At 51.4% G+C, this 19,738-nt stretch carries 17 protein-coding genes and 1 pseudogene; 11 read left to right on the forward strand and 7 right to left on the reverse strand.

Features of this window, described 5'->3' with window-relative positions; all coding sequences use genetic code 11:
• Positions 1–104 precede the first annotated feature (104 nt).
• Positions 105–909, forward strand: a pseudogene (locus ENI00_RS07795) (NAD(P)H-dependent flavin oxidoreductase).
• A 32-nt stretch (positions 910–941) separates the two neighbouring features.
• On the opposite strand, the gene ENI00_RS07800 reads toward ENI00_RS07795, so the two are convergent.
• Positions 942–2,144: an esterase/lipase family protein gene (locus ENI00_RS07800; RefSeq protein ID WP_304101055.1), complete on the reverse strand. Its 1,203-nt coding sequence runs from the start codon at positions 2,142–2,144 to the stop codon at positions 942–944.
• A 255-nt stretch (positions 2,145–2,399) separates the two neighbouring features.
• Between ENI00_RS07800 and ENI00_RS07805 the strand changes: the two genes are divergently transcribed.
• From ENI00_RS07805 to ENI00_RS07820, 4 genes are all read left to right on the forward strand, one after another.
• Positions 2,400–2,804, forward strand: a complete 405-nt coding sequence (locus ENI00_RS07805; protein ID WP_304101057.1) for an antitoxin Xre-like helix-turn-helix domain-containing protein — start codon at positions 2,400–2,402, stop codon at positions 2,802–2,804.
• Positions 2,804–3,505 (forward strand): RES family NAD+ phosphorylase, encoded by a 702-nt coding sequence (locus ENI00_RS07810; RefSeq protein ID WP_304101059.1) that lies wholly within the window; start codon positions 2,804–2,806, stop codon positions 3,503–3,505. Before ENI00_RS07805 ends, ENI00_RS07810 begins: the two co-directional genes overlap by 1 nt.
• A 114-nt stretch (positions 3,506–3,619) precedes the next feature.
• A complete protein-coding gene (locus tag ENI00_RS07815) occupies positions 3,620–3,922 on the forward strand; it encodes a DUF6172 family protein (RefSeq protein WP_304101060.1) in 303 nt (100 codons plus the stop codon).
• 20 nt (positions 3,923–3,942) lie between these two features.
• Positions 3,943–4,392, forward strand: coding sequence for a DUF1456 family protein (locus tag ENI00_RS07820; RefSeq protein WP_414674229.1), 450 nt, complete (start codon positions 3,943–3,945; stop codon positions 4,390–4,392).
• Positions 4,393–4,501: 109 nt separating this feature from the next.
• On the opposite strand, the gene ENI00_RS07825 is transcribed toward ENI00_RS07820, so the two are convergent.
• Both ENI00_RS07825 and ENI00_RS07830 read right to left on the reverse strand, forming a co-directional pair.
• On the reverse strand, positions 4,502–5,710 hold the full coding sequence (locus ENI00_RS07825; protein WP_304101062.1) for an MFS transporter: 1,209 nt from the start codon (positions 5,708–5,710) through the stop codon (positions 4,502–4,504).
• 9 nt (positions 5,711–5,719) lie between these two features.
• Complete coding sequence (locus tag ENI00_RS07830; RefSeq protein ID WP_304101064.1) at positions 5,720–7,723, reverse strand: EAL domain-containing protein; 2,004 nt, start codon at positions 7,721–7,723, stop codon at positions 5,720–5,722.
• A gap of 206 nt (positions 7,724–7,929) precedes the next feature.
• On the opposite strand from ENI00_RS07830, the gene ENI00_RS07835 reads away from it, so the two are divergent.
• Entirely contained in the window at positions 7,930–9,645 is a 1,716-nt protein-coding gene (locus ENI00_RS07835) for a protein adenylyltransferase SelO (RefSeq protein ID WP_304101065.1), read from the forward strand.
• Between the two features lie 24 nt (positions 9,646–9,669).
• On the opposite strand, the gene ENI00_RS07840 is transcribed toward ENI00_RS07835, so the two are convergent.
• Complete coding sequence (locus ENI00_RS07840; protein ID WP_304101067.1) at positions 9,670–9,816, reverse strand: DUF1499 domain-containing protein; 147 nt, start codon at positions 9,814–9,816, stop codon at positions 9,670–9,672.
• A gap of 90 nt (positions 9,817–9,906) precedes the next feature.
• Here ENI00_RS07840 and ENI00_RS07845 point away from each other — a divergent pair, with 90 nt between their 5' ends.
• From ENI00_RS07845 to ENI00_RS07855, 3 genes are all read left to right on the forward strand, one after another.
• Positions 9,907–10,992 (forward strand): OprO/OprP family phosphate-selective porin, encoded by a 1,086-nt coding sequence (locus ENI00_RS07845; RefSeq protein WP_304101069.1) that lies wholly within the window; start codon positions 9,907–9,909, stop codon positions 10,990–10,992.
• A gap of 474 nt (positions 10,993–11,466) precedes the next feature.
• Positions 11,467–13,320, forward strand: a complete 1,854-nt coding sequence (locus ENI00_RS07850; protein ID WP_304101071.1) for a copper resistance system multicopper oxidase — start codon at positions 11,467–11,469, stop codon at positions 13,318–13,320.
• A gap of 21 nt (positions 13,321–13,341) precedes the next feature.
• Positions 13,342–14,109: a copper resistance protein B gene (locus tag ENI00_RS07855; RefSeq protein ID WP_304101072.1), complete on the forward strand. Its 768-nt coding sequence runs from the start codon at positions 13,342–13,344 to the stop codon at positions 14,107–14,109.
• Positions 14,110–14,167: 58 nt separating this feature from the next.
• On the opposite strand, the gene ENI00_RS07860 is transcribed toward ENI00_RS07855, so the two are convergent.
• On the reverse strand, positions 14,168–15,460 hold the full coding sequence (locus ENI00_RS07860) for a hypothetical protein (RefSeq protein ID WP_304101074.1): 1,293 nt from the start codon (positions 15,458–15,460) through the stop codon (positions 14,168–14,170).
• A gap of 251 nt (positions 15,461–15,711) precedes the next feature.
• Here ENI00_RS07860 and ENI00_RS07865 point away from each other — a divergent pair, with 251 nt between their 5' ends.
• Entirely contained in the window at positions 15,712–16,230 is a 519-nt protein-coding gene (locus tag ENI00_RS07865; protein ID WP_304101075.1) for a DsrE family protein, read from the forward strand.
• Positions 16,231–16,618: 388 nt separating this feature from the next.
• The gene (locus ENI00_RS07870; protein WP_304101077.1) at positions 16,619–17,971 is read left to right on the forward strand and encodes an APC family permease; all 1,353 of its coding nucleotides are present in this window, start codon (positions 16,619–16,621) and stop codon (positions 17,969–17,971) included.
• A 213-nt stretch (positions 17,972–18,184) separates the two neighbouring features.
• Here ENI00_RS07870 and ENI00_RS07875 read toward each other — a convergent pair whose 3' ends face one another.
• Together ENI00_RS07875 and ENI00_RS07880 are read right to left on the reverse strand one after the other, a co-directional pair.
• Positions 18,185–19,336, reverse strand: coding sequence for a phospholipase D-like domain-containing protein (locus tag ENI00_RS07875; protein ID WP_304101079.1), 1,152 nt, complete (start codon positions 19,334–19,336; stop codon positions 18,185–18,187).
• 47 nt (positions 19,337–19,383) lie between these two features.
• Positions 19,384–19,644, reverse strand: coding sequence for a hypothetical protein (locus tag ENI00_RS07880; RefSeq protein WP_304101081.1), 261 nt, complete (start codon positions 19,642–19,644; stop codon positions 19,384–19,386).
• Between the last annotated feature and the right edge of the window lie 94 nt (positions 19,645–19,738).

Here is a 19,738-nt window from a genome sequence, read left to right on the forward strand (position 1 = left end):
CAGTACTCAATACCCATTGCCCAATAGACGTTTCAGAACGTTGATCCTCTGACTGGTTTCCGGGCAGAATACAATGTCGCCTGTTTACCGGTAGGAGAGCCAGCATGAAACCAAGGGAAACGTTACTCGCGCAATTGGGTATTCGCCATCCGGTTATTCAAGCGCCGATGCGGGCGTGTCAACACCAGAGCTTGCGGCAGCCGTCACGAATTCAGGGGGGCTGGGTTCATTGGGAATGGGCGCCAGCAACACCGTTCAAGCCAGGAAGATGATTGAGCGTGCCCAAACCCTGACCTCCGGGCCGTTCAACGTCAACGTCTTTTGCCACCAACCTGCACACCGGGATGTAGATACAGAGGCCCGTTGGATCCAGCACATTGCGCCTCTCTTTGCAGAAGTGGATGCGGCACCACCGAGTTCGCTGGACGAGATCTACACGTCGTTTTTAAACGATGCAGATACCCTCAAAATGCTGCTCGAATTGCGGCCAGCGGCATAATGGATGGGTACGCAATGAAGGCGGCGCTGCAGGCCGGTGCGTCTGCAGTTCAGTTTGGAGCAGCGTTCATTTTGTGCCCGGAGTCGTCCGCAAATGAGGCCTATCGGGACGCGCTGAGAAGCGAGAGGGCAGCAGAAACACGCTTAACGAAAGTTCTATCCGGTCGGCCAGCCCGCGGTATCGTTAACCGGCTCATTTCCCTTGGCGAAGCAAAAGGCAGTCCGCCGCCGGCGGATTATCCGGTCGCTTACGATTTAACCAAACGTCTCAATGAAGCGGCATCAACATGTGAAAACCATGAGTTCGCCGCGCAATGGGCAGGTCAGGGCGCACCCTTGGCGCGGGAATTACCGGCTGCGGATTTGGTTGCGTTGATCATGGAAGAGAGTCGTAGTCAGGATCTTGTCTAGAGTCCATCCAGAGCCCAGCCAGAGTCCACTATTCAGGCCAACCACTCCAGTATCTGATCGTGGACCACCTTGTTGTCCAGCAGGTCCAGATGGCTCAGTTTTTCGAACACGCGGCAGTTTTCCGGGCGTATCGACAACGTTTTCAAGTTGTCAGAGTGTTGGCCCTTGGCGCTACCCAGTCGAACCAGAAGATCGCCCACCATCATGCTGGTAAAACCTGACACATCATTACCCACCGCTGCGGCTATGAAGTAGTGCTGAGTGCCTTCGAGCAATGGAACGGGCTTTCGGTAGTCCGGATGGAAGTCATCCTGATCGATGCCTTCCCAATCCTCATCCAGCAAATTACCGTGTCGCAGGTCCTTGATGCCAGCGCTGGTGTGCTCGCCCAGAGCAAACGGGCGGGCGTAGCGGAATTTCTTCATAACAAAGGTCAACAGATTCCCGGCTTTGGCGACGGCTGAACCATGGTGAGGTGATCCAAGGTAAAGGGCGCTTTTCAACAGGCCGGTCCAGGAGAGGCCGAGTTCGGCACCGTACCAGCAGGCGCTGCGGATAACGAGGCCGCCCATGCTGTGGCCTATCAGCGTTAGCTCCTCGACGTTCACCGGCCATGCTTCAACCAACGACTTAAGTTGTCTGCTCAACTCCCTGCCATTGCTGGAAATATGCCTACCTGTATTGTATTGGAGATACAGTGGAGTAACGCCCTGCGCACGTTGCAGTTCTGTACCCAAATCCCCTTCGTTGTTTCCCTTCCAGTACTCGTGTGAGAGGCATAAACCGTGAACCAACACCACAATACGCGGGCTGATATCCGAAGTGCTAACGCCACTATTTTTTGAGCCAGGCAATACGTACCCGCCATGACGATTTCTGAGGTGCATGGAAATTGCCAGAGGATTGTTGCTGGCTTCCAGGTGGTCGCCACACACGCCGTTTAACGCAGCCGCGACCTTCACGTTCTGTGTTGAATGTGAGGGTTCCTGTTCGTCTGAAAACTCATCGAACGCCCGATGCAGTCCCTGTTGCAGCAACGAGGTGGTTGACTGAATAAATTGATAAGTGCGACCCCGTCGCTCCTCAGCAGGCACTCCCGCGATATCGCGCAGCCGGTTCAAAGGGTTCACTTCCCTCACAACATTACGGTGCGTTTTTTCCACAATCCGGGTAACGCCACCGGTAACATCCAGAAGAAGCTGAGCTGAACCGTGTACCGACTTGATTGATATCATTTTACTGTGCTCCAAGAGTCGTTCAGAACGTTTTCATCAAACCCGCTCAGAACCCTTTAATCAAACCATAGTGTCATTATCCAACAAATTCTGACGCCGCACATGGCTGGATTCAAGAAAGAAGGTGGCCGCCCAATATTATGTTGGCTGCGCCATTCTGGGAGTCGGGAAGCGACGAGCGAGACCAGACTGTTAAAAATACACACATGATGCTATATTGTTTAAATATGAACAAATATCGGCAAGAGGTGCACCATGACGGCCATAGTTGAGCGCAGAAACGCAGAAGGTGATCGCGAGGCTGAGAAGGGTCGCGTTGCGCTAAAAGGCTTCTTTCGAGTAACGGAAGAGTGGGAGTGCAGTGCCGAAGAGCGGAGCAAGCTGCTTGGTGGCCCCTCCAGAACAACGCTTTATAACTACTCAAAACTGAACCCGACCAAGCTCTCCAATGACACAATGGAACGCATCAGTTACCTTCTGGGCATCTATAAAGCCTTACAACTCCTTTACCCGACGCATGAACGAGCCAATCGCAGAATCCGTTCAAAAACGTCGGACCTACCGTTTTGTGGCAAGTCTGCGATGGAGTTCATGGCCCAGGGATCAATGATGAATCTGATGATGACCCGTCAGTATTTTGATGACAAGCGGGGGTGGTAATGTTCTCGACCCCTCCGCTACATCTTCCCCAATGGGACACGTATCGGATTATTCCCAGCCATTATCCGCCTATAGACCTATTTGAGCGCATCTACGAGCCTGAAGAATTTGAGTTGGCGTTTGAGATTGAGGGTATGACGAACCCACGGCTACGTGACGAAGCCGGGGATATCCAACGGGTGTCACCCGGCGACCGGGTCAGCGGGCCGGGCAGTACACCTGTGATGGCCTCGTTCACCCACATTGGCTTCGGTAGCCGCTTTTCTGACAGACATTTCGGGGTTTATTACGCTGCCAGCACTCTTGACGCGGCTATCCGGGAAACCGTGTTTCACAAGGAGCGCGAGATGGCCGCCGCTAACGAAGACTCCATAGAACTCACCATGAGGGCCTACATTGGTTGCGTTGCCTTGGAGATGCATGATATCCGGGGAGCAGAGTTTTCAGATCTTCATAACCCCGACGCGGATGATTACGCCCTGAGCCAGAAGTTTGCGCGCCGTTGGCGTACAAAAGGTTCAAACGGGCTTTTGTATAACAGCGTCCGCCACCCAGGCAGTGAATGTATTGCGGCATTCAAACCGAAATCTGTGTCTATCCCGGTGCAAGGGCCGCACCTGAAGTATTTCTGGGACAGCGACAAGCAACGCATCACTCACTGGGCGGAAATAGGAGAGGCGCACTCCCTGGATGGATGGTGAGCGCTCGTGATCCTGACGCACTGCAAATAGTGGTAGAATCCCTTTTAAAATTCACGTTGCGCGCAACTTAATATTTTCCAACTCGCAGTGGCGGCCCATTCCAGTAGGATTCCCATGAAAAAGACCTTCAAGTTAGATCACCCCAAAATCAAAGTGCCGCGCGTTGTCGACTCGGTGAAGCACGACATCAGAAAATTCCTGAAAAAAGAACGGAAAGCCCCCCTGCCTTCCGGAGCGGTTTATTGGGGCTTTGATTGCAAATGTGGGCAATCGGAAGAGCTTGCGGTTGAGGTACACCCGTCAGCGTTAACGAAACAGATTGATGAGCTTGTTGAAAACAACATTATGACCATCTACGTGGAAATCACACCGAAAGCTATTGCGGCCGGTGAAACGTCTTCTGCGCAGGGAAACTAGTTATCAACAACAACGATGTTTTGCGACGGGTGCGTTACATTTTTGATTTTAGCGATCAGCTTATGCTTTCTATATTCAAGCTGGGCGGTTATGACGCAGGCAGGCCTGATCTGGCTGCCTGGTTGGCGCGCGAAGAAGAGCCTGAGTTTGTTTTGTGTGAGGATGAAAAGCTTGCCCGCTTCCTGAATGGGTTGATCATAAAAAATCGAGGGCTCAAAGATGATGAGGCACCTGAGCCGGAACGTTTCCTGAGCAACAACATGGTCTTGCGGAAGTTGAAAATTGCTCTGAACCTGCAGGCAGATGATTTAATCAGAATACTGGAACTGAACGAGTTCACGTTAAGCAAACATGAATTAAGTGCTCTGTTTCGGCGCCCGGATCATAAAAACTATCGAGAATGCCTGGATCAATTGCTCCGTAATATTCTTGATGGGATGGAAAAGCGCTACAGAAAAAATCAACTGTAGATCGCAAAGGCCAGGGTCGGCATGGGTGTGGAGAAATGCCACCATGATTAACGCATAGAACATCAGCTGGCGAGGATTGGTTGCGTTTTGTATTTCCCCCTTGGCCGTATCAATCTGTAGCGCCGCCAACGCATTTCGGGTGTCTGTGTTTTTGGGCCAGAAAGAAAATAAGCAGCCCGGCAATGGCCGTAGAGGAACCCACATAACCGGTAACCTGCCAGCCCATGCCTGCGCTGATGGCCATTCCGCCTAGCCATGGCCCAATGGCGTTGGCAAGGTTAAAGGCGGCATGATGGGAGGCCGCTGCAAGGGTTTGGGCGCCGTGGGCAACATCCATCAAATGGGTTTGCAGGGCAGGGCCCAGGGCCACCATGAGAGCCACCAAAAAGCAGGCAATCAGAATGCTCCAGATGGCTCCGGTGGCCAACGGAAACAGCGCCAACATAACGGCGGCCCAGAGCAAAATCACCCCAACACTTCGGAATTGCAGGCGATCAAATAACCAGCCACCCAGTATGTTGCCAACAAAACCGCCAAGGCCAAATACAAACAGGGCGACTGGAATCCAGACTGGATCGGCCTGTGTGACGTTCAAAAGCGTTGGCGCCAGATAACTGAACACGCAAAACATACCGGCAAATCCGACGGAGCCAATAGCCAACGGATACCAGATTTGCGGTTTATTGAACGCGCGTAATTCACTCAGGGAGCTGTGCCGGGATTCTTCGCGGTTCAATGGCAGGAAAAGGAAAATGAGAACCGTTGTGAGCGCGGCCACACACGCAACAAAACCAAAGGCGTATCGCCATTCCAAGTGCTGCCCCATCAGAGTGGCTAAGGGATTACCAAACAACAAGGCCAATGCCAGCCCCATCATAATATAGCTGACGGCTTTGGCTCTCTGATTAAGCGGTACCAGCGACGCCGCCACCAATGCGGCAACACCGAAGTAAGCTCCATGGGGCAGGCCAGCTATAAACCGGGAAATCATCAGAGTTTCGTAACTGCCCGCCATTGCACTGGCGAAATTAGCCACAGCGTAAAACGCCATCAGTGCAATCAGCAGATGTTTGCGGAATAGCTGAGCACCAAAGATCGCGAGCACAGGCGCACCAACCACGACTCCCAACGCATAGGCGCTGATCAGGTGCCCGACCTGCGGCTCGGTGATGCCAAAATCCAGAGCCACATTCGGCATGAGCCCCATAATGGCGAACTCACCGGTACCAATTCCGAACCCACCCATGGCAAGGGAAAATATAATCAAAATGACTTTTTGGCGTGAATAGATCATCGAGGCAGGTGAGGGTTCGGGCATAAAGGAGTGTTAATAGTTTTTAATATAATGAAAATCAATCAGTTCTTTAGCTGGAATAGCCTTACTAAAATAATACCCTTGCATTAAGTCACACCCAAATTCGTCTAACAGCGCAATTTGCTCACGTAATTCTACTCCCTCGGCAACGACAAGCAAACCCAAACTTTCTGCCATTGCTATGGTTGCTTTTACCAAGTCACGATCTTCCTTTTTTAAGGTTATTCCGTTGATAAAACTACGATCTATTTTAAGTACATCGAATGAATATCGCCGTAAATAACTCAGTGATGAGTAACCTGTTCCAAAATCATCCATTGACAATTTCACGCCCAGGTTGTGGAGTTCATTTAAGGCATCATCAATATAAGATTTACCGATCATCAATACACCTTCGGTAATCTCAAATTCTAAATTTTTTGCTTCTATCCCTGTTTCGTCAAGATGCGTTTTTATAAAACCTACTAATTCTTCATCTTTGAACTGACGAGGAGACAGATTGACCGCCATGGTATAATCACGGTTATGGCTTTTTCGCCATTCTTTTAAAACCTGAAGAGATTTTTTAATAACAAACTTTCCGATTGGAACAATTAAGCCAGTGTGTTCAGCAATTGGGATAAACTCATCCGGCGTTACATTATCAAGAATTGGACTGTGCCACCTAATTAACGCTTCTGCCCCGACAATACTTCCATTCTTTACGTTAAATTTTGGCTGATAATATACTTCGAACTCATTGCGCTCCAAAGCGCTATGAAGCTGTCCTTCTATTTCAAATCGACGCAACATGGTTTCGTTCATTTCTTTCGTAAAAAATGAATAGGTGTTACGCCCCAGTGATTTCGCTTGGTACATTGCTGTGTCGGCGTTTCGCAACAAGTCAGAGGCGTTACTGCCGTTTTCGGGATAAATTGCGATTCCAATACTGAGTGTCAGAATGAGTTCTCTGCCATCAATTCGAAATGGATCTCGGAATATTTTAAGTAAATTTTTGGATACCTCAACGGCATCGATTTTATCCGATAATGCTCGTAATAACACAATGAATTCGTCACCACCCAGGCGGCCTACAGTGTCTGCTTTTCGCACTGCACATTTTAACCTGCCAGCAGCTTCAACAAGCAGTTTGTCGCCTACCTCATGGCCTAGTGAATCGTTCACTTTTTTAAAATCATCTAAGTCCAAAAACAGCACAGCGGTTTTTTCAGCGCTTCTTTTGGTCTCTTCAAGCATTTGTGACAAACGATCCAGAGATAAAAAACGATTTGGCAGTGATGTTAACGTATCAAAATAGGCTTGCTGTCGGATTATTTCAGCTGATTTATATTGTTCAGTAATGTCTCGAACAATAATGATTATTTGCTTGTACTCTGTAAGATGGCAAAGCCTTGCTTCAAAATAGCAAATTCCGTGAGGCATATCTAACTTATATTCGAAACTTGAAACGCCCGTTTTATTTATCGCTTTATTGATGTATTCTCTAAACTTTTGTTCTATATCTTTGGGTAGTACATCTATTGATATTTCGTCGGTAGCATTCTTGGATAAAGGATAGAGATTTTTTTTATCGCCAGCGTGATAATCAATGATGGTTCCATCTTCTTTCATCAAGAAAAATAAATCCGGAGTGGCTTGAAATACAGCTTTAAGCATATTGTCTTTGAATACTGCTTGGTTTTGAGCTTGCCTTACATCCGCCAAATTTATATCAATACAATACATTTCTTGCTTTTTGTACTCATCCATGAATAACACGTGACTTGAAAATACGATGACGTCTTCACCGCTTTTGTGACGCAAAGTAAGTTCCGAAGCGGGTATTTCTATACCCTGATCAAGCCATTTTCTATGGGCAGAAATAATAGTGTCACGCATATTTTCAGGAGCGATTAATTCCTCTAACCTTTGACCCAAGGCTTCTTCTTTCGTGTAGCCATACAGTAATTCACTGCCGGTGTTCCAGTAGGTAACTCTACGGTCCTCGTCATATCCCTGGACAGAAATGGCGTCCACTCCATCAAATAATTGATGAACAGCATCTTTTGTCGCTGCTTTAGGGAACAGGATAGGGCTGATGTTGTCACCTCTTTGTAACCAAATGAATCGTGAATTAGCCTGGTAAAAACCCGAATAACCGCTGAGTTACACAAAACATTCATTAACGATAAGGTAGAACACCTGTAACGTTACATCAAGCAAGTCTTAGGCTAGGAGTCCCTATGATAAAGCAACCGCCCCAGGAAACCGCCTCTGTTGTTGAGACAATTGACGAACTTGCAGCGTTGGCAAATTATTCGCTCATGGATTCGCTAAACAGCGACCCTGACTCCAAGGCAGATGGATACGATTACGCCCCGCGACAGGTTTTCACCGGCCATTATGTGCCCGTTAGTCCAACGCCAATCGAAAAACCCGAGTATATCGCACACAGCAAAAACCTGTTTTGCGAACTGGGCTTCGCCGACAGCATGGCGCAGTCGGTCGACTTCATTCGCATGTTCTCCGGCGACATAACGTTCGTTCCTGAGCCCATGCGCAAGGTCGGTTGGGCGTGTGGCTACGCGCTTTCAATTTATGGGACGGAATATCACCAGCAGTGCCCATTTCAAACCGGTAACGGATACGGCGACGGTCGCGCAATTTCTGTGCTTGAGGCCGTTATCAACGGTCAGCGCTGGGAAATGCAGCTAAAAGGTGGAGGGCGCACCCCGTACTGCCGCGGTGCGGACGGCCGGGCCGTTCTGCGCTCCAGTGTTCGTGAGTTCCTGGCTCAGGAGCACATGCACGCGCTCGGGGTGCCAACGTCACGGTCGCTGAGTTTATACGTTTCAAAAACGGAGAAGGTAAGGCGGCCGTGGTACTCGGAGGGCTCGCATTCCAGAGATCCAGACATGCTGATATCGGAGCCCGTTGCCATCTCAACGCGGGTCGCACCTTCGTTTATTCGAGTTGGTCAGCTTGAGCTATTTGGTCGCCGTGCCCGCAAGGCGGAACACCCGCACGCGATGGAGGAGCTTGAGCAGATCGTGTTGCACCTGATTGATCGTGAGTACGAAGACGTCATCGACCAAACGCTGGTTACCGCCGAAAAAGTGGTGTTGCTTGCACAGGCGTTCCGTGGCCGATTGACATCGCTTATGGCCAACTGGATTCGCGTTGGTTACTGCCAGGGCAATTTCAACAGTGACAACTGTGCGGCCGGCGGCTTCACTCTCGACTATGGTCCTTTCGGATTCTGCGATGTGTTTAATCCGCAATACCAACCATGGACGGGTGGTGGGCATCACTTCTCGTTTCTGAATCAGCCAGCGGCAGCCGAGCGCAACTTTCACATGTTTTGCTCAGCGTTGCGGCCGTTACTGACGGCGCATCCGGACTGTTTGCGACAACTCGACGAGATTGGAAATGATTTTTCAGACGTGATGCGAGCGGAAATGGAGAAAATGTGGGCTGTGAAGCTTGGGCTTGGCTCTTTCCATCCGGCGCTTTTCAGCGAGCTCGCAACACTGATGGCGCAAACGCCTGTTGATTACACCATTTTCTTCCGGGAACTTTCGGCCGTGCCGGACGATATTGGCCCGCTCAAAAAAGGCTTCTACAACAGCTCGGCCTATAATGCAGACCCCGAGGGAATGGATAGACGTTGGTCAGAGTGGCTTACAAAATGGAAATCGCTCCGTCAGACTTGCTCGCGTGAGGACCTTTCTCGGCAGATGAAGCTCGTCAATCCCAAATACAGTTGGCGAGAGTGGCTCGTTGTGCCCGCGTATCAGCAAGCGGCCGCGGGGAACTATTCTTTAATTCGAGAGCTACAGGACGTTATGACGCAGCCATACGCGGAGCAATCGAGGACCATTGAAGAAAAATACTACCGGCGGAAGCCGCTGGAATTCTTCGAGCTTGGTGGTTCGTCGCATTACAGCTGCTCGTCGTGATTGTTCGAAGACCGGCAGCAGGTGTCAGTCGACGGCAATACCGCGCTCTATAAGACGGCTTCTCAGTAACTCGATCCTGCGCCGATCCACTCCCAGATCGTAGAAACCGATGAGCGATTGAGATCTCACGCCGGCGCCAATGCCGATTCCACTACCCAGGAAACGCCGCATTGGTCTTTAATCTTTTTGTAATGTTAGCTGGATAGACTTACCTCGGTTCTTCAAAAACACATAACCGAACTGACAAGGTAAGAGAACACTATGAGTAAGAAATATTTGAGCTTGGCGTTGGCGATTTCTACTGTTTCTGTTGCACAAGCAGGTACCGTTACGACTGACGGGGAGGACTTGTTGATCAATACGGAGAGCGGTATTGAGGTCAAAAGGTCTGATGATTCGGCGTCCTTTCAACTTGGTGGCCGTATTCAATGGGACTATGACGCCACGCAATCAGATGACAACGGCGTTGATACGAAGGATTTTGATGTGCGGCGTGCTCGGTTATACGTTAAAGGGCATTATGGCGACTGGGCCTACAAGACCCAGTTTAATGTAGCGGAAAGTGATGGTGTCGACGGTGGTGACGTCGAAGACCTTTACATTCGGTATCTCGGATTTGGCTCAGTAGCAAGCGTCACCATTGGTAAGCAAAAAGAGCCTTTTGGTCTGGAAGCGTTAACGAGTTCGAAAGACATTTCAGCGCTTGAGCGTTCGGCCATGACAGAGCGCTATGCTCCCGGGCGCAGTGGCGGTATTCAGTTAAGTGGCAAGGGACGCAACTGGACCTACGGTGTCGGTTATTTTGAAGCGGATGGTGACGGCAGCAATGACTTCAACAATACGGCGATAACGGCACGGGGTACTTTTGCGCCTATTCTGACGAATGATGCCGTTGTTCATCTTGGTGCGGGTTATACCAAGCGTGATGCCGATGTTCAGGCTGATGAGGTCGACACCTATAATTTGGAATTGGCTGGTCGTACGGGCCCCTTTCATGCACAGGCTGAATACTTTGATTCAGAGGAGGGCCAGTTTGGTGTGGATGGCTACTATGTGCAGCTCGGCTGGGTCATTACTGGCGAAAGTCGCCCATACAAAGCGGGGGTGTTTAAGCGCGTGAAGCCGTCGTCGCCCAAAGGTGCCTGGGAGCTGATTGCCCGCTTTGAGGATGGTGATGGAAAGTACAGTGACGTGGGGCTGGCCACAACCAACGGCGAGCAGAAGACGCTGGGTGTCAACTATTACGCCAATAATAATGTTCGACTCGGTTTGAGCTATATGGATGGCAAAGAAGCCAATGGCGAAAGTGGCGATGAGGTTCGTGCGCGATTTCAGTATGCGTTTTAATAATGCATGATTCTTGATCTTGGCTGCCGTTAGCGTGAGCTTAATGACAAACCGGGTTGCTGTATGAATGTTAATCTGATAATTCAGTCTGGATTCAGTTTGCCCTGTTAATCTTTTTAACGAGTTAGTGAGCTAGCGAATTAGTTAAGCGTTTAGGGCAGATATTTCTGCCCTTTTTTTGTTTGCGGCGTCCATTTTTGCTGAGGACAGGGATTGCGTGTGAGGCCGCTGACTGAGTTACAGGCTCCGGCTGCGTTCTCAGCAATGAGTGCCTATTCCCTGTCTTGCATAAAGCGATAAACTTGTTTAATTTTTTAGATGCACGTCGGTTCAGTTTCATTTTAGGTCCAGAGCGTAGAGTGGGCGTTGCTGGCCGGCGTTAAGTGCCAGAGAGCAAATGGACCTTAATGTGGCCTGTCAGGTTGCAGCAACCCACCATAGGTGTTTCGATAAGGCGAAAAACAGGGGCTATGTATGAGTCAGAAAGATGTTGGTAGAAGGTTGTCCCGGCGGCGGCTAATCCAGGGTTCTGCCGCGATGGGGCTTCTCGCCGGTTTTGACAGCATGATGCCGGCTTTTGCCAGGGGGAGGCTGGATAATTCCAATGTTTATCATACCGTGCGAGACGGTGCTGATATCTACGATATGACGATTGCACGAACGCCACTCACTATTGGTTCGAGAGTCTCCTCGCAGCCCATCACCATCAACGGTACCTTGCCAGCACCGCTGGTCAGGCTCAAGCAAGGCCGCGAAGCGATCATGCGCGTTACCAACAGGATGGATGAGCCAACGTCGATTCACTGGCACGGTGTGCTACTGCCATTTCAGATGGACGGTGTTCCAGGGGTCAGTTTTCCCGGCATCAAGCCGGGCGAAACCTTCGAGTACCGTTTTCCGGTCAAGCAGCACGGTACCTACTGGTACCACAGCCATTCCGGCTTTCAGGAGCAGCTTGGCCATTATGGGCCGATAATCATTGACCCTGCCGAACCCGAGCCAGTCGCCTATGAGCGTGAATACGTGGTGGTGCTGTCTGACTGGACCTTCGATGCTCCCGGCGATGTATTTCGTAACCTCAAGGTGGCTGAAGGCTACTACAACTACAACCAACGCACCGTTGGTGATTTCTTCAAAGACGTAGAAAACATGGGCTGGGGTGCCGCGTGGAGCAAAGCCGACATGTGGGGCAAGATGCGTATGAGTCCCCGGGACATTCTCGATGTCACGGGTTCCGAATATACCTACTTGATGAATGGTTCGCCCTCGGCAACCAACTGGACGGGACTGTTCCGGCCAGGCGAAAAAATTCGCCTCAGATTCATCAACGCATCAGCCATGACTTTCTTTGATGTGCGTATTCCCGGGCTCCCAATGACGGTAATTTCCGCTGACGGCCAGCCCGTACGCCCGGTTGAGACCGATGAGTTTCGCATCGGTGTGGCTGAAACCTACGACGTTATCGTTGAGCCAACGGACATTGCTCATACCGTGTTTGCGCAGTCACAGGACCGATCCGGGTTCGTGCGTGGCACACTGGCCAGCCGCCAGGGCCTGGAGGCACCGGTGCCCCCCATGTACCCGAGAACTGAACGCGGTATGGCGGCCATGGGAATGGGCGCGATGGACATGAAGGGCAGCATGAAAATGGGCAGCGACATGGACATGAAGGGCGGCATGAAAATGGCCGGCGATATGGACACAGCCCACGGCCCAATGAAGATGAATGGCAATGGCGAAAAAATGACCAAAATGGATGCGCCGTCCGACACAGTGAGCCTGAGCGCTGTCCCGACCGCCGGGCGCCCAATATCCCATGGTCCGGACAATCACGGCCCCGGAGCGGCAATGGTTGCTTCTAAACCGCAATCGCGTCTGGATGATCCAGGCGTTGGTTTTGAAACCGTGAATCATCGCATACTGACCTACTCGCAATTACAGAGTATTGATGGCTGGCCTGACAAACGTCCTGCGGAAAGGGAAGTGGAGCTCCACCTTACCGGCAACATGGAGCGCTATATGTGGTCCTTCGATGGCAAGAAATTCTCTGAAGTGGATGGCCCGGTCAAGTTTTATAATGGTGAGCGCTTACGGCTGATACTGGTCAACGATTCGATGATGGATCATCCGATCCACTTGCATGGTATGTGGATGGAGCTGGAGACTGGTGCGGGTGAGTACCGCCCACGTAAGCACACGATTTCTCTTAAACCCGGCGAGCGAGTGTCTGCCTTGATAACGGTAGATGCGCCTGGAGATTGGGCATTCCATTGCCATCTGCTCTATCACATGGAGGCAGGGATGTTTCGTGTCGTGTCGGTTGTCTAACGAGTTCAGGGTGTGATTATTATGATGATTCGAATAAAACAGGTTACGGGCATTTCTCTTTTGATGTTAGCAGCCGGGACCTCAGCCGCCGCTGGTACCGGTGTGCAAGCCGAACCGGACTGGGCGTTACCTGTTCACGACGACAAGGTCTTTGGTCAGATACTGGTTGATCGGCTGGAATATCAGCGAGACGGTAATGACGAGATCGCCCTGTGGGATGCCCAGGCCTGGCTTGGCAAGGATCGCAAACGGCTCTGGATAGAAACCGAGGGCAAAACAGATCTGTCCACCGAGAGCGGCGAAATCGAAAACTTCGATGTTCAGTACAGTTATCGTTTGGATGCCTTTTGGGACATCCAGACTGGTCTGGGCGCGCAGTCGACCTTCGGTGCAGACCCTAACAGGGAGCGTTACTCGGCTATCATTGGCTTACAGGGGTTGGCGCCCTACTGGTTTGAGGTGGATACAAACCTCAGGGTTACCGACGACGGTGATGTATCGTACGACCTTGAGGCTGAATATGACTGGTTGCTGACGCAAAGGCTTATTCTTCAGGGCCGCGGGGAAACCCTGGTCGCATTCAGTGACGTAGAGGAGTGGGGAGTGGGCACCGGCATCAACAATATTGGCCTCGGACTTCGGCTGAGATACCAGTTTTCGCGGGAGTTCGCTCCTTATATCGGTGTTTCCTATACGCGCTACTTGGGTAATACCAAGGATCTTCGTGAACGCGGAGGCGAGGGCGTCGACGCCTCGAGTTTCGTGGCGGGTGTTCGGTGGTGGTTTTAGAACGTTTTCAAACCGGTCGAGAACTCGGCCTGATGCGCACCAACTGGGAGGCAAACATTCACACCTGAAACACCGGCGCGAAACCACCGCCAGGCGTGCGAAAGTTGGTGGTCTGACCTTGGTATACACGTGCAGCGGCAAGCAAACGTTTTCCCGCGTAGGTGTAAAGGCGAATGTCGACCTTTCTCGTGGTTACGGTGCCGTCAATTCTCATGGTTCGTTCTCCTGCAGGAACGAAGTTCTGCGCGATATAGTCACCCTGCAGAATGTTTTCGAAAACGCGCCGGGTTAACTTGTTGCCACGGTAGACGCCCTTACTGCCATGGCCGGCAACCGGTTTGAAGAACAGTTGACGCCGGGCACTCCATAGCTCCGCCGCATCGTTTGCTGAAACCAGCCGGGTCTTGGGCACGGCCTTCTTCAGATACCCGGCCTCAGCTTCACTGAGTCCCCAGTCGCGCAGGGACGGGGGGTCGGATAGCAGGATCAGGTTTCGTTTGTCGGCCATGAGCGCGTGTACCCGGGGATTAGGTGTTACTACCACCGCGCCGTTGAGATAGGCGTGTCTTAACGCTTCATGCGCCGGGGCCTCCAGGGCGAAATCCACCAGCCGATTGTACACCATGTCTATGGGCTTACCCTGTGCTGTCAATGCGCCGTCGACATATTCAAGCTCAGACGGATCGAGTATCAAGGTATCAATTCCTCTGGCCTGGAGTAGCTGTTGGGCCAGTTGGAATTCGGGGAACATAAACTGGCTTCCCGGGGCATCGTCCACGATGGCCAGGCGGCAGGGCATCGTGCCAGTACGTTGGCTCTGCCATTCCTGTATGAACATGGCGAACACCGCATCCTCAAATCCATCCAGCGCCGGTTTGGTTTCTACGGTCTGTTGAGATGGGCCACAGCATGAATGTTGAGCCCGAGCCAGCACTGTGTTCAAAAACGCGCCGCCGGCATTGGTATTGATCTCGATCAACCGAGGGCCATCGGGACCCAAGTGAAAATCATAGCCCATGAACGCCCCGATGGGGCCTGGATTGAAATGTGCAATCTCCGGCGCCCAAGACAGGGCGTGTTCCTGATAGAGTGAAAGCTCGGCGGTTGATTCGATCGCCTGAACGATGCGTTCCATCGACTCAATATCAGCTCGGGGGACGAAAACCGGTGTGTTTGAAAAAAGGTGATGAAGTTCAGGAACCGCGGAGAGATCGTTTTCAGCACCTACAAATTGATTCCGGAGGCTCTCGGTGAGAGCTTTGCGGTCAAGGGTGACGCAGTAGCATTGCCGGTTAAGCTGGTCTGCGTGGGTATTGCTTGTTCGTTGGTTTTCCTGGGTTACGTCTTGCATTTGGAGCCCGTAGCGTAAGTAAGTTGTTCGGACGGTAGCTTCGGCCTTGATTCTCGTCAAACAAGTACATGTTTGGCAACTGTTTTCAGGTCTGTTTCAGCTTCGTGTGTCGGACTGCCAGAACCCCATCTTGCTCCAAACTGATACATTTATGATATAGCGTATCTGTATTAGAAAGTGTTTTGAATTTTGAAGCTTTTTTATGGGTTGGTTAACAAAAACAAGTTCCTATCCCCTCATGGAGGTTTGTCATGGCCGTCAATTATCGAAGCATATTTCGCCGAATTCCCCACATCTTCTTCGCGGCCGTCTATATGGCCCTGATGTCTGTACGTGCAGGTGCAGCCGGGTATGAGAATGCTCTGAAGGGTGTTAAAAACTATGACGCTGTCTATGAGGTGAGCCAGGGAGACCCCAAAATAGTTAGCCCCGTTTTCTTGGTAATAAAGAATTCCTACGAAGCACCTGAAGTGAAGGCGCTTTCGAAAGATCCCAACATCGCCATCGTTTTTCACGGGCCGGTGGTGAAACTGCTCTCGACTGATAGCGCATCGTTTAATGAGGCAGAGCTGGTCGAGATACAAAAATTCCAGGCGACTCTTAAACAAATGAAGAAGGACGGGGTAACGCTGGAAGTTTGCCGTTTCGCTTTGAAAGGGATGGGTGTAGATGAGGCGACGATCATTCCGGAGATCGACCCGGTAGATAATGGGTTCGTCTCGGTTATCGGCTATCAGATGCAGGGGTACGCGGTTGTCCGAATCCCCTAAACAAAAAAATCGGTTGTTGCTCTGCAAGATGAAGTTCACCTTGGGGTCTGTCAGTCAAGATTGATTCCGGTAAATTAAATACATTCTTAACGGCAATATTCAGGCCCGTTTCAGTTTTGTGGGCTGGACTGCCAGGTAATGACCACGCACGGGAGGTGCCTGGTTGCAGGCAGTCTCTTCTGGCCAGCAATAGTGGAAATGGAACAATCAGCGAAGTCGATACCAGGCACTGGTTCGTTAAACACAACCTGAGAGTTGGTGGTGGTCCGGAACATATGGTGCTCGCTCCAGACAACGAACGGCTCTATGTCAATAACGTTGAATCTGGCCAGGTTATGGGCTGCTTTACCGGTCAAAAATTTCACCAATAAAGGAATAGGGGGGTTAAATGAGCACGCAGCAAGATAGAACGAGTCGCTATAAGGAAGGTAGCCTAACCTTGGCGGGGACGGTCATGCTGGGAACCGGCGTTATGATCGGCGCGGGTATTTTTGCGCTCACCGGGCAAATGGCGCAGATGGCGGGAGCACTTTTTCCGCTGGCCTTTTTGGCTGCTGCAATCGTTGTTTCTTTCAGCGCTTACTCGCACATCAAGATTTCCAACGCCTACCCGTCAGCTGGCGGTATTGCTATGTACCTGCACAAGGCCTACGGCGATCAGCTACCGACAGCGTTTAACGCCTTATTGATGTATTTTTCGATGGTCATTGCCCAGAGCTTTCTGGCGCGAACGTTTGGCTCGTATACCATGCAGCTTTTCGGGGGCGACGACAGTGGACGTATGGTGTCTTTTTTGGGGGTCTCTCTCATTCTTGCCGCTTTTCTGATTAACCTTTTGGGCAATCGAATGATTCAAGGGGTTGCGTCTTCCATCGGTATTTTAAAGATCGGTGGCATTTTAGCGTTCGGGTTGGTCGGTGTCTGGTTAGCCGATAGTCTCGCTGTCGATTTTTCCAGCAGCGGTGACGCAGGTACGGTTGGTAACTTTGCTGGTGCAACGGCTCTGGGCATACTGGCCTTTAAGGGCTTTACTACCATTGCTAACAGTGGCGCCGAGGTGAAAGACCCACATCGCAATGTGGGGCGCGCCATCGTAATCTCAATAGCCATCTGTGTGGTGATCTACATATTGGTAGGCTTTGCCGTCGCAAGCAATCTGTCCCTCGCAGAAATCATTGAGACCCGGGACTACTCTCTGGCAGCGGCAGCACGCCCGGTATTGGGTGACTACGGTCTTTGGTTCACCGTGGCGATTGCCATGATGGCCACCGCAGGGGGCATTCTCGCCAGTATCTTTGCGGTCTCTCGCATGTTAGCGATGTTGACCGAAATGAAGCTGGTACCCCATAGCCATTTCGGAATGCCTGGAAGCATCCAGAAACACACGCTTGTTTACACGGTTGTCCTCGGACTTGTCCTGACCGCGTTTTTTGATCTTTCGAGGATTGCAGCGCTCGGGATTGTATTTTATCTGTGTATGGATGTTGCCATTCAGTGGGGCGTTTTGCGTCACCTACGTAAGGACATAAACGCCAACGTGTGGTTGCCAGCGTTAGCCATTATTCTGAACCTGGCAGTCCTTGGAGGCTTTGTCTGGGTCAAGCTGAATTCAGACCCCTTTGTGATTGGTGTAGCAGCAGGCACCATGATTGTGATCGCGGTTGCGGCCCAGGTTTTCCTGAAATCTTCAGCAAGAAGGGAGGCTATCGAAAGTGATGAGGCCCACGAAAAGCATGACTGATGCTCTCATCCGTTAAGAGCAACACAACAACCGGGACCATGTATGCCTCCCGATGTACTCGTAGATGCGCTGGCAGGGGGAGTCGAGAGACTGTTTTTTGTTGGTGCTGAAAGGGCCGGTAACCTCCGGGAATTGCGGTGGTTATTGGCAAAACCCGATACGCATCCTGGCCCTTGAAATGCGCCTGCCTGGGGTACTGTGCGCCTATGCCGTTCAAAGCCACTTGCGTAACAGTAGTCCAAGGCGGTCTTGCAAATACCCAAGCAAGCCTCGACGCCGCCAATCCGTATCCACTATTTCATTGGCGTCCTGTAAGTCACGTAAATAGTCGCTTCTCAACTGGCGATTTAACGCCCCGTTTTCCGATATCAGTATTATTTCATAGTTAATGAACAAACTTCTGTAGTCGAAGTTTGCGGTACCGATGCTTCCCCAGTCATTATCGACAAGGAGGATCTTTGCGTGCAGCAGGCGAGGGACGTACTCGAATACCCGGACTCCGTTCGCAATGAGCTCGCCATAAAATGCGCGAGCTGCCCACTGTGCTGGCGCTGAATCTGTTTTCTCTGTTGTCAGAATCCGGACATCGACTCCTCGACGGGCAGCGAGGACAAGTTGTCTGCGCATCCCACGGTCCGGCACAAAATAAGGCGTAACCAGCCAAATCCTTTCTGAAGCTTGATTCAATTCATTTTCTAGAATGCATCTTAATTGAATGCGGCAGTGACGAGTGGTGTTGGGGGTGATCCAGCTGTCATTTTTGGTTTGCCTGGGTGGGCTCCAATCCAGGTGCCCGTGCCAGAAGGCGTCGAAAAAAAACTCCACTTCTGCGGCCAGGGCGCCGGTGAAGCAGACATGTTCATCGCGCCACCGTGTCGGGCCGTAGAACCGCTGGGAGCCTTCCCGGTGAATGTTGAAACCTCCGAGATATGCTGTCTGGCCATCGACCACCAACAATTTACGGTGATCACGACGGTTGTAGCGCATCGGCTGCCGCCAGCTCCATCGGTGGAAGCGTTTCAGACGCACCCCAGCCGCCCTGAGCATGCGTCGGTGACGTCGTGTAAGACCGACACTTGAGCCCAGAGCGTCGACGTGGACGCGCACATCGAGGCCACGTCGGGACTGGCGCATCAGTTCATTAAGCAACAGGTTTCCGACTTCATCTGCGGCCAGAATATACGAGGCCAGAAAGACACGGCGGGTAGCCCCCCGAATCGATCTGGCCATCGCTGCGTAGAGTTCGTCACCTTCGCTGAAAAGTTCGAATTCAGTCGTTAATCGCTCTCCGGTATCGATCACCGGGAGTGAACTCTGCAGGACGGACTCTGACCCCTTCATATCAATGGCCTCAAGGCTGTGCATTACAGAGTCGGCGACTGATTGCTTCCCGTACGGATGAGTCTGGCACCCTATAGCTTCTCTGCTGCGTCATGTCTGGTGGTGGCGATGGTGATCTCAAGCCTACCAGACGAGGCGGCAATCTGGCTTATAAACTGAATGTTCGCTGAATTTGCCGTTTGCTCGCCGGGAATCCAGTAATTGAATGAAGAGAACTTGACTGGCGTCGAGTAAAAGGGAAGCAGGCCGGCCATATTGCGTATTCCGCGCCATCGTGACCCCCCATTCCGTTTGAACGTGACCGCCTGTTCCAGGCGATCGTGACCGCTCATTCCGTTTTATCGTGACCGATTTCGGGTAGTTTTCCGGAATCGCCGGTCACGATGCCGGAATCATCGGTCACGTTCCCCCGGAATCACTGCCAAC

The organism is Marinobacter antarcticus, assembly GCF_011049865.1.
In the GTDB taxonomy this organism is placed as follows: Bacteria; Pseudomonadota; Gammaproteobacteria; order Pseudomonadales; family Oleiphilaceae; genus Marinobacter; species Marinobacter antarcticus_A.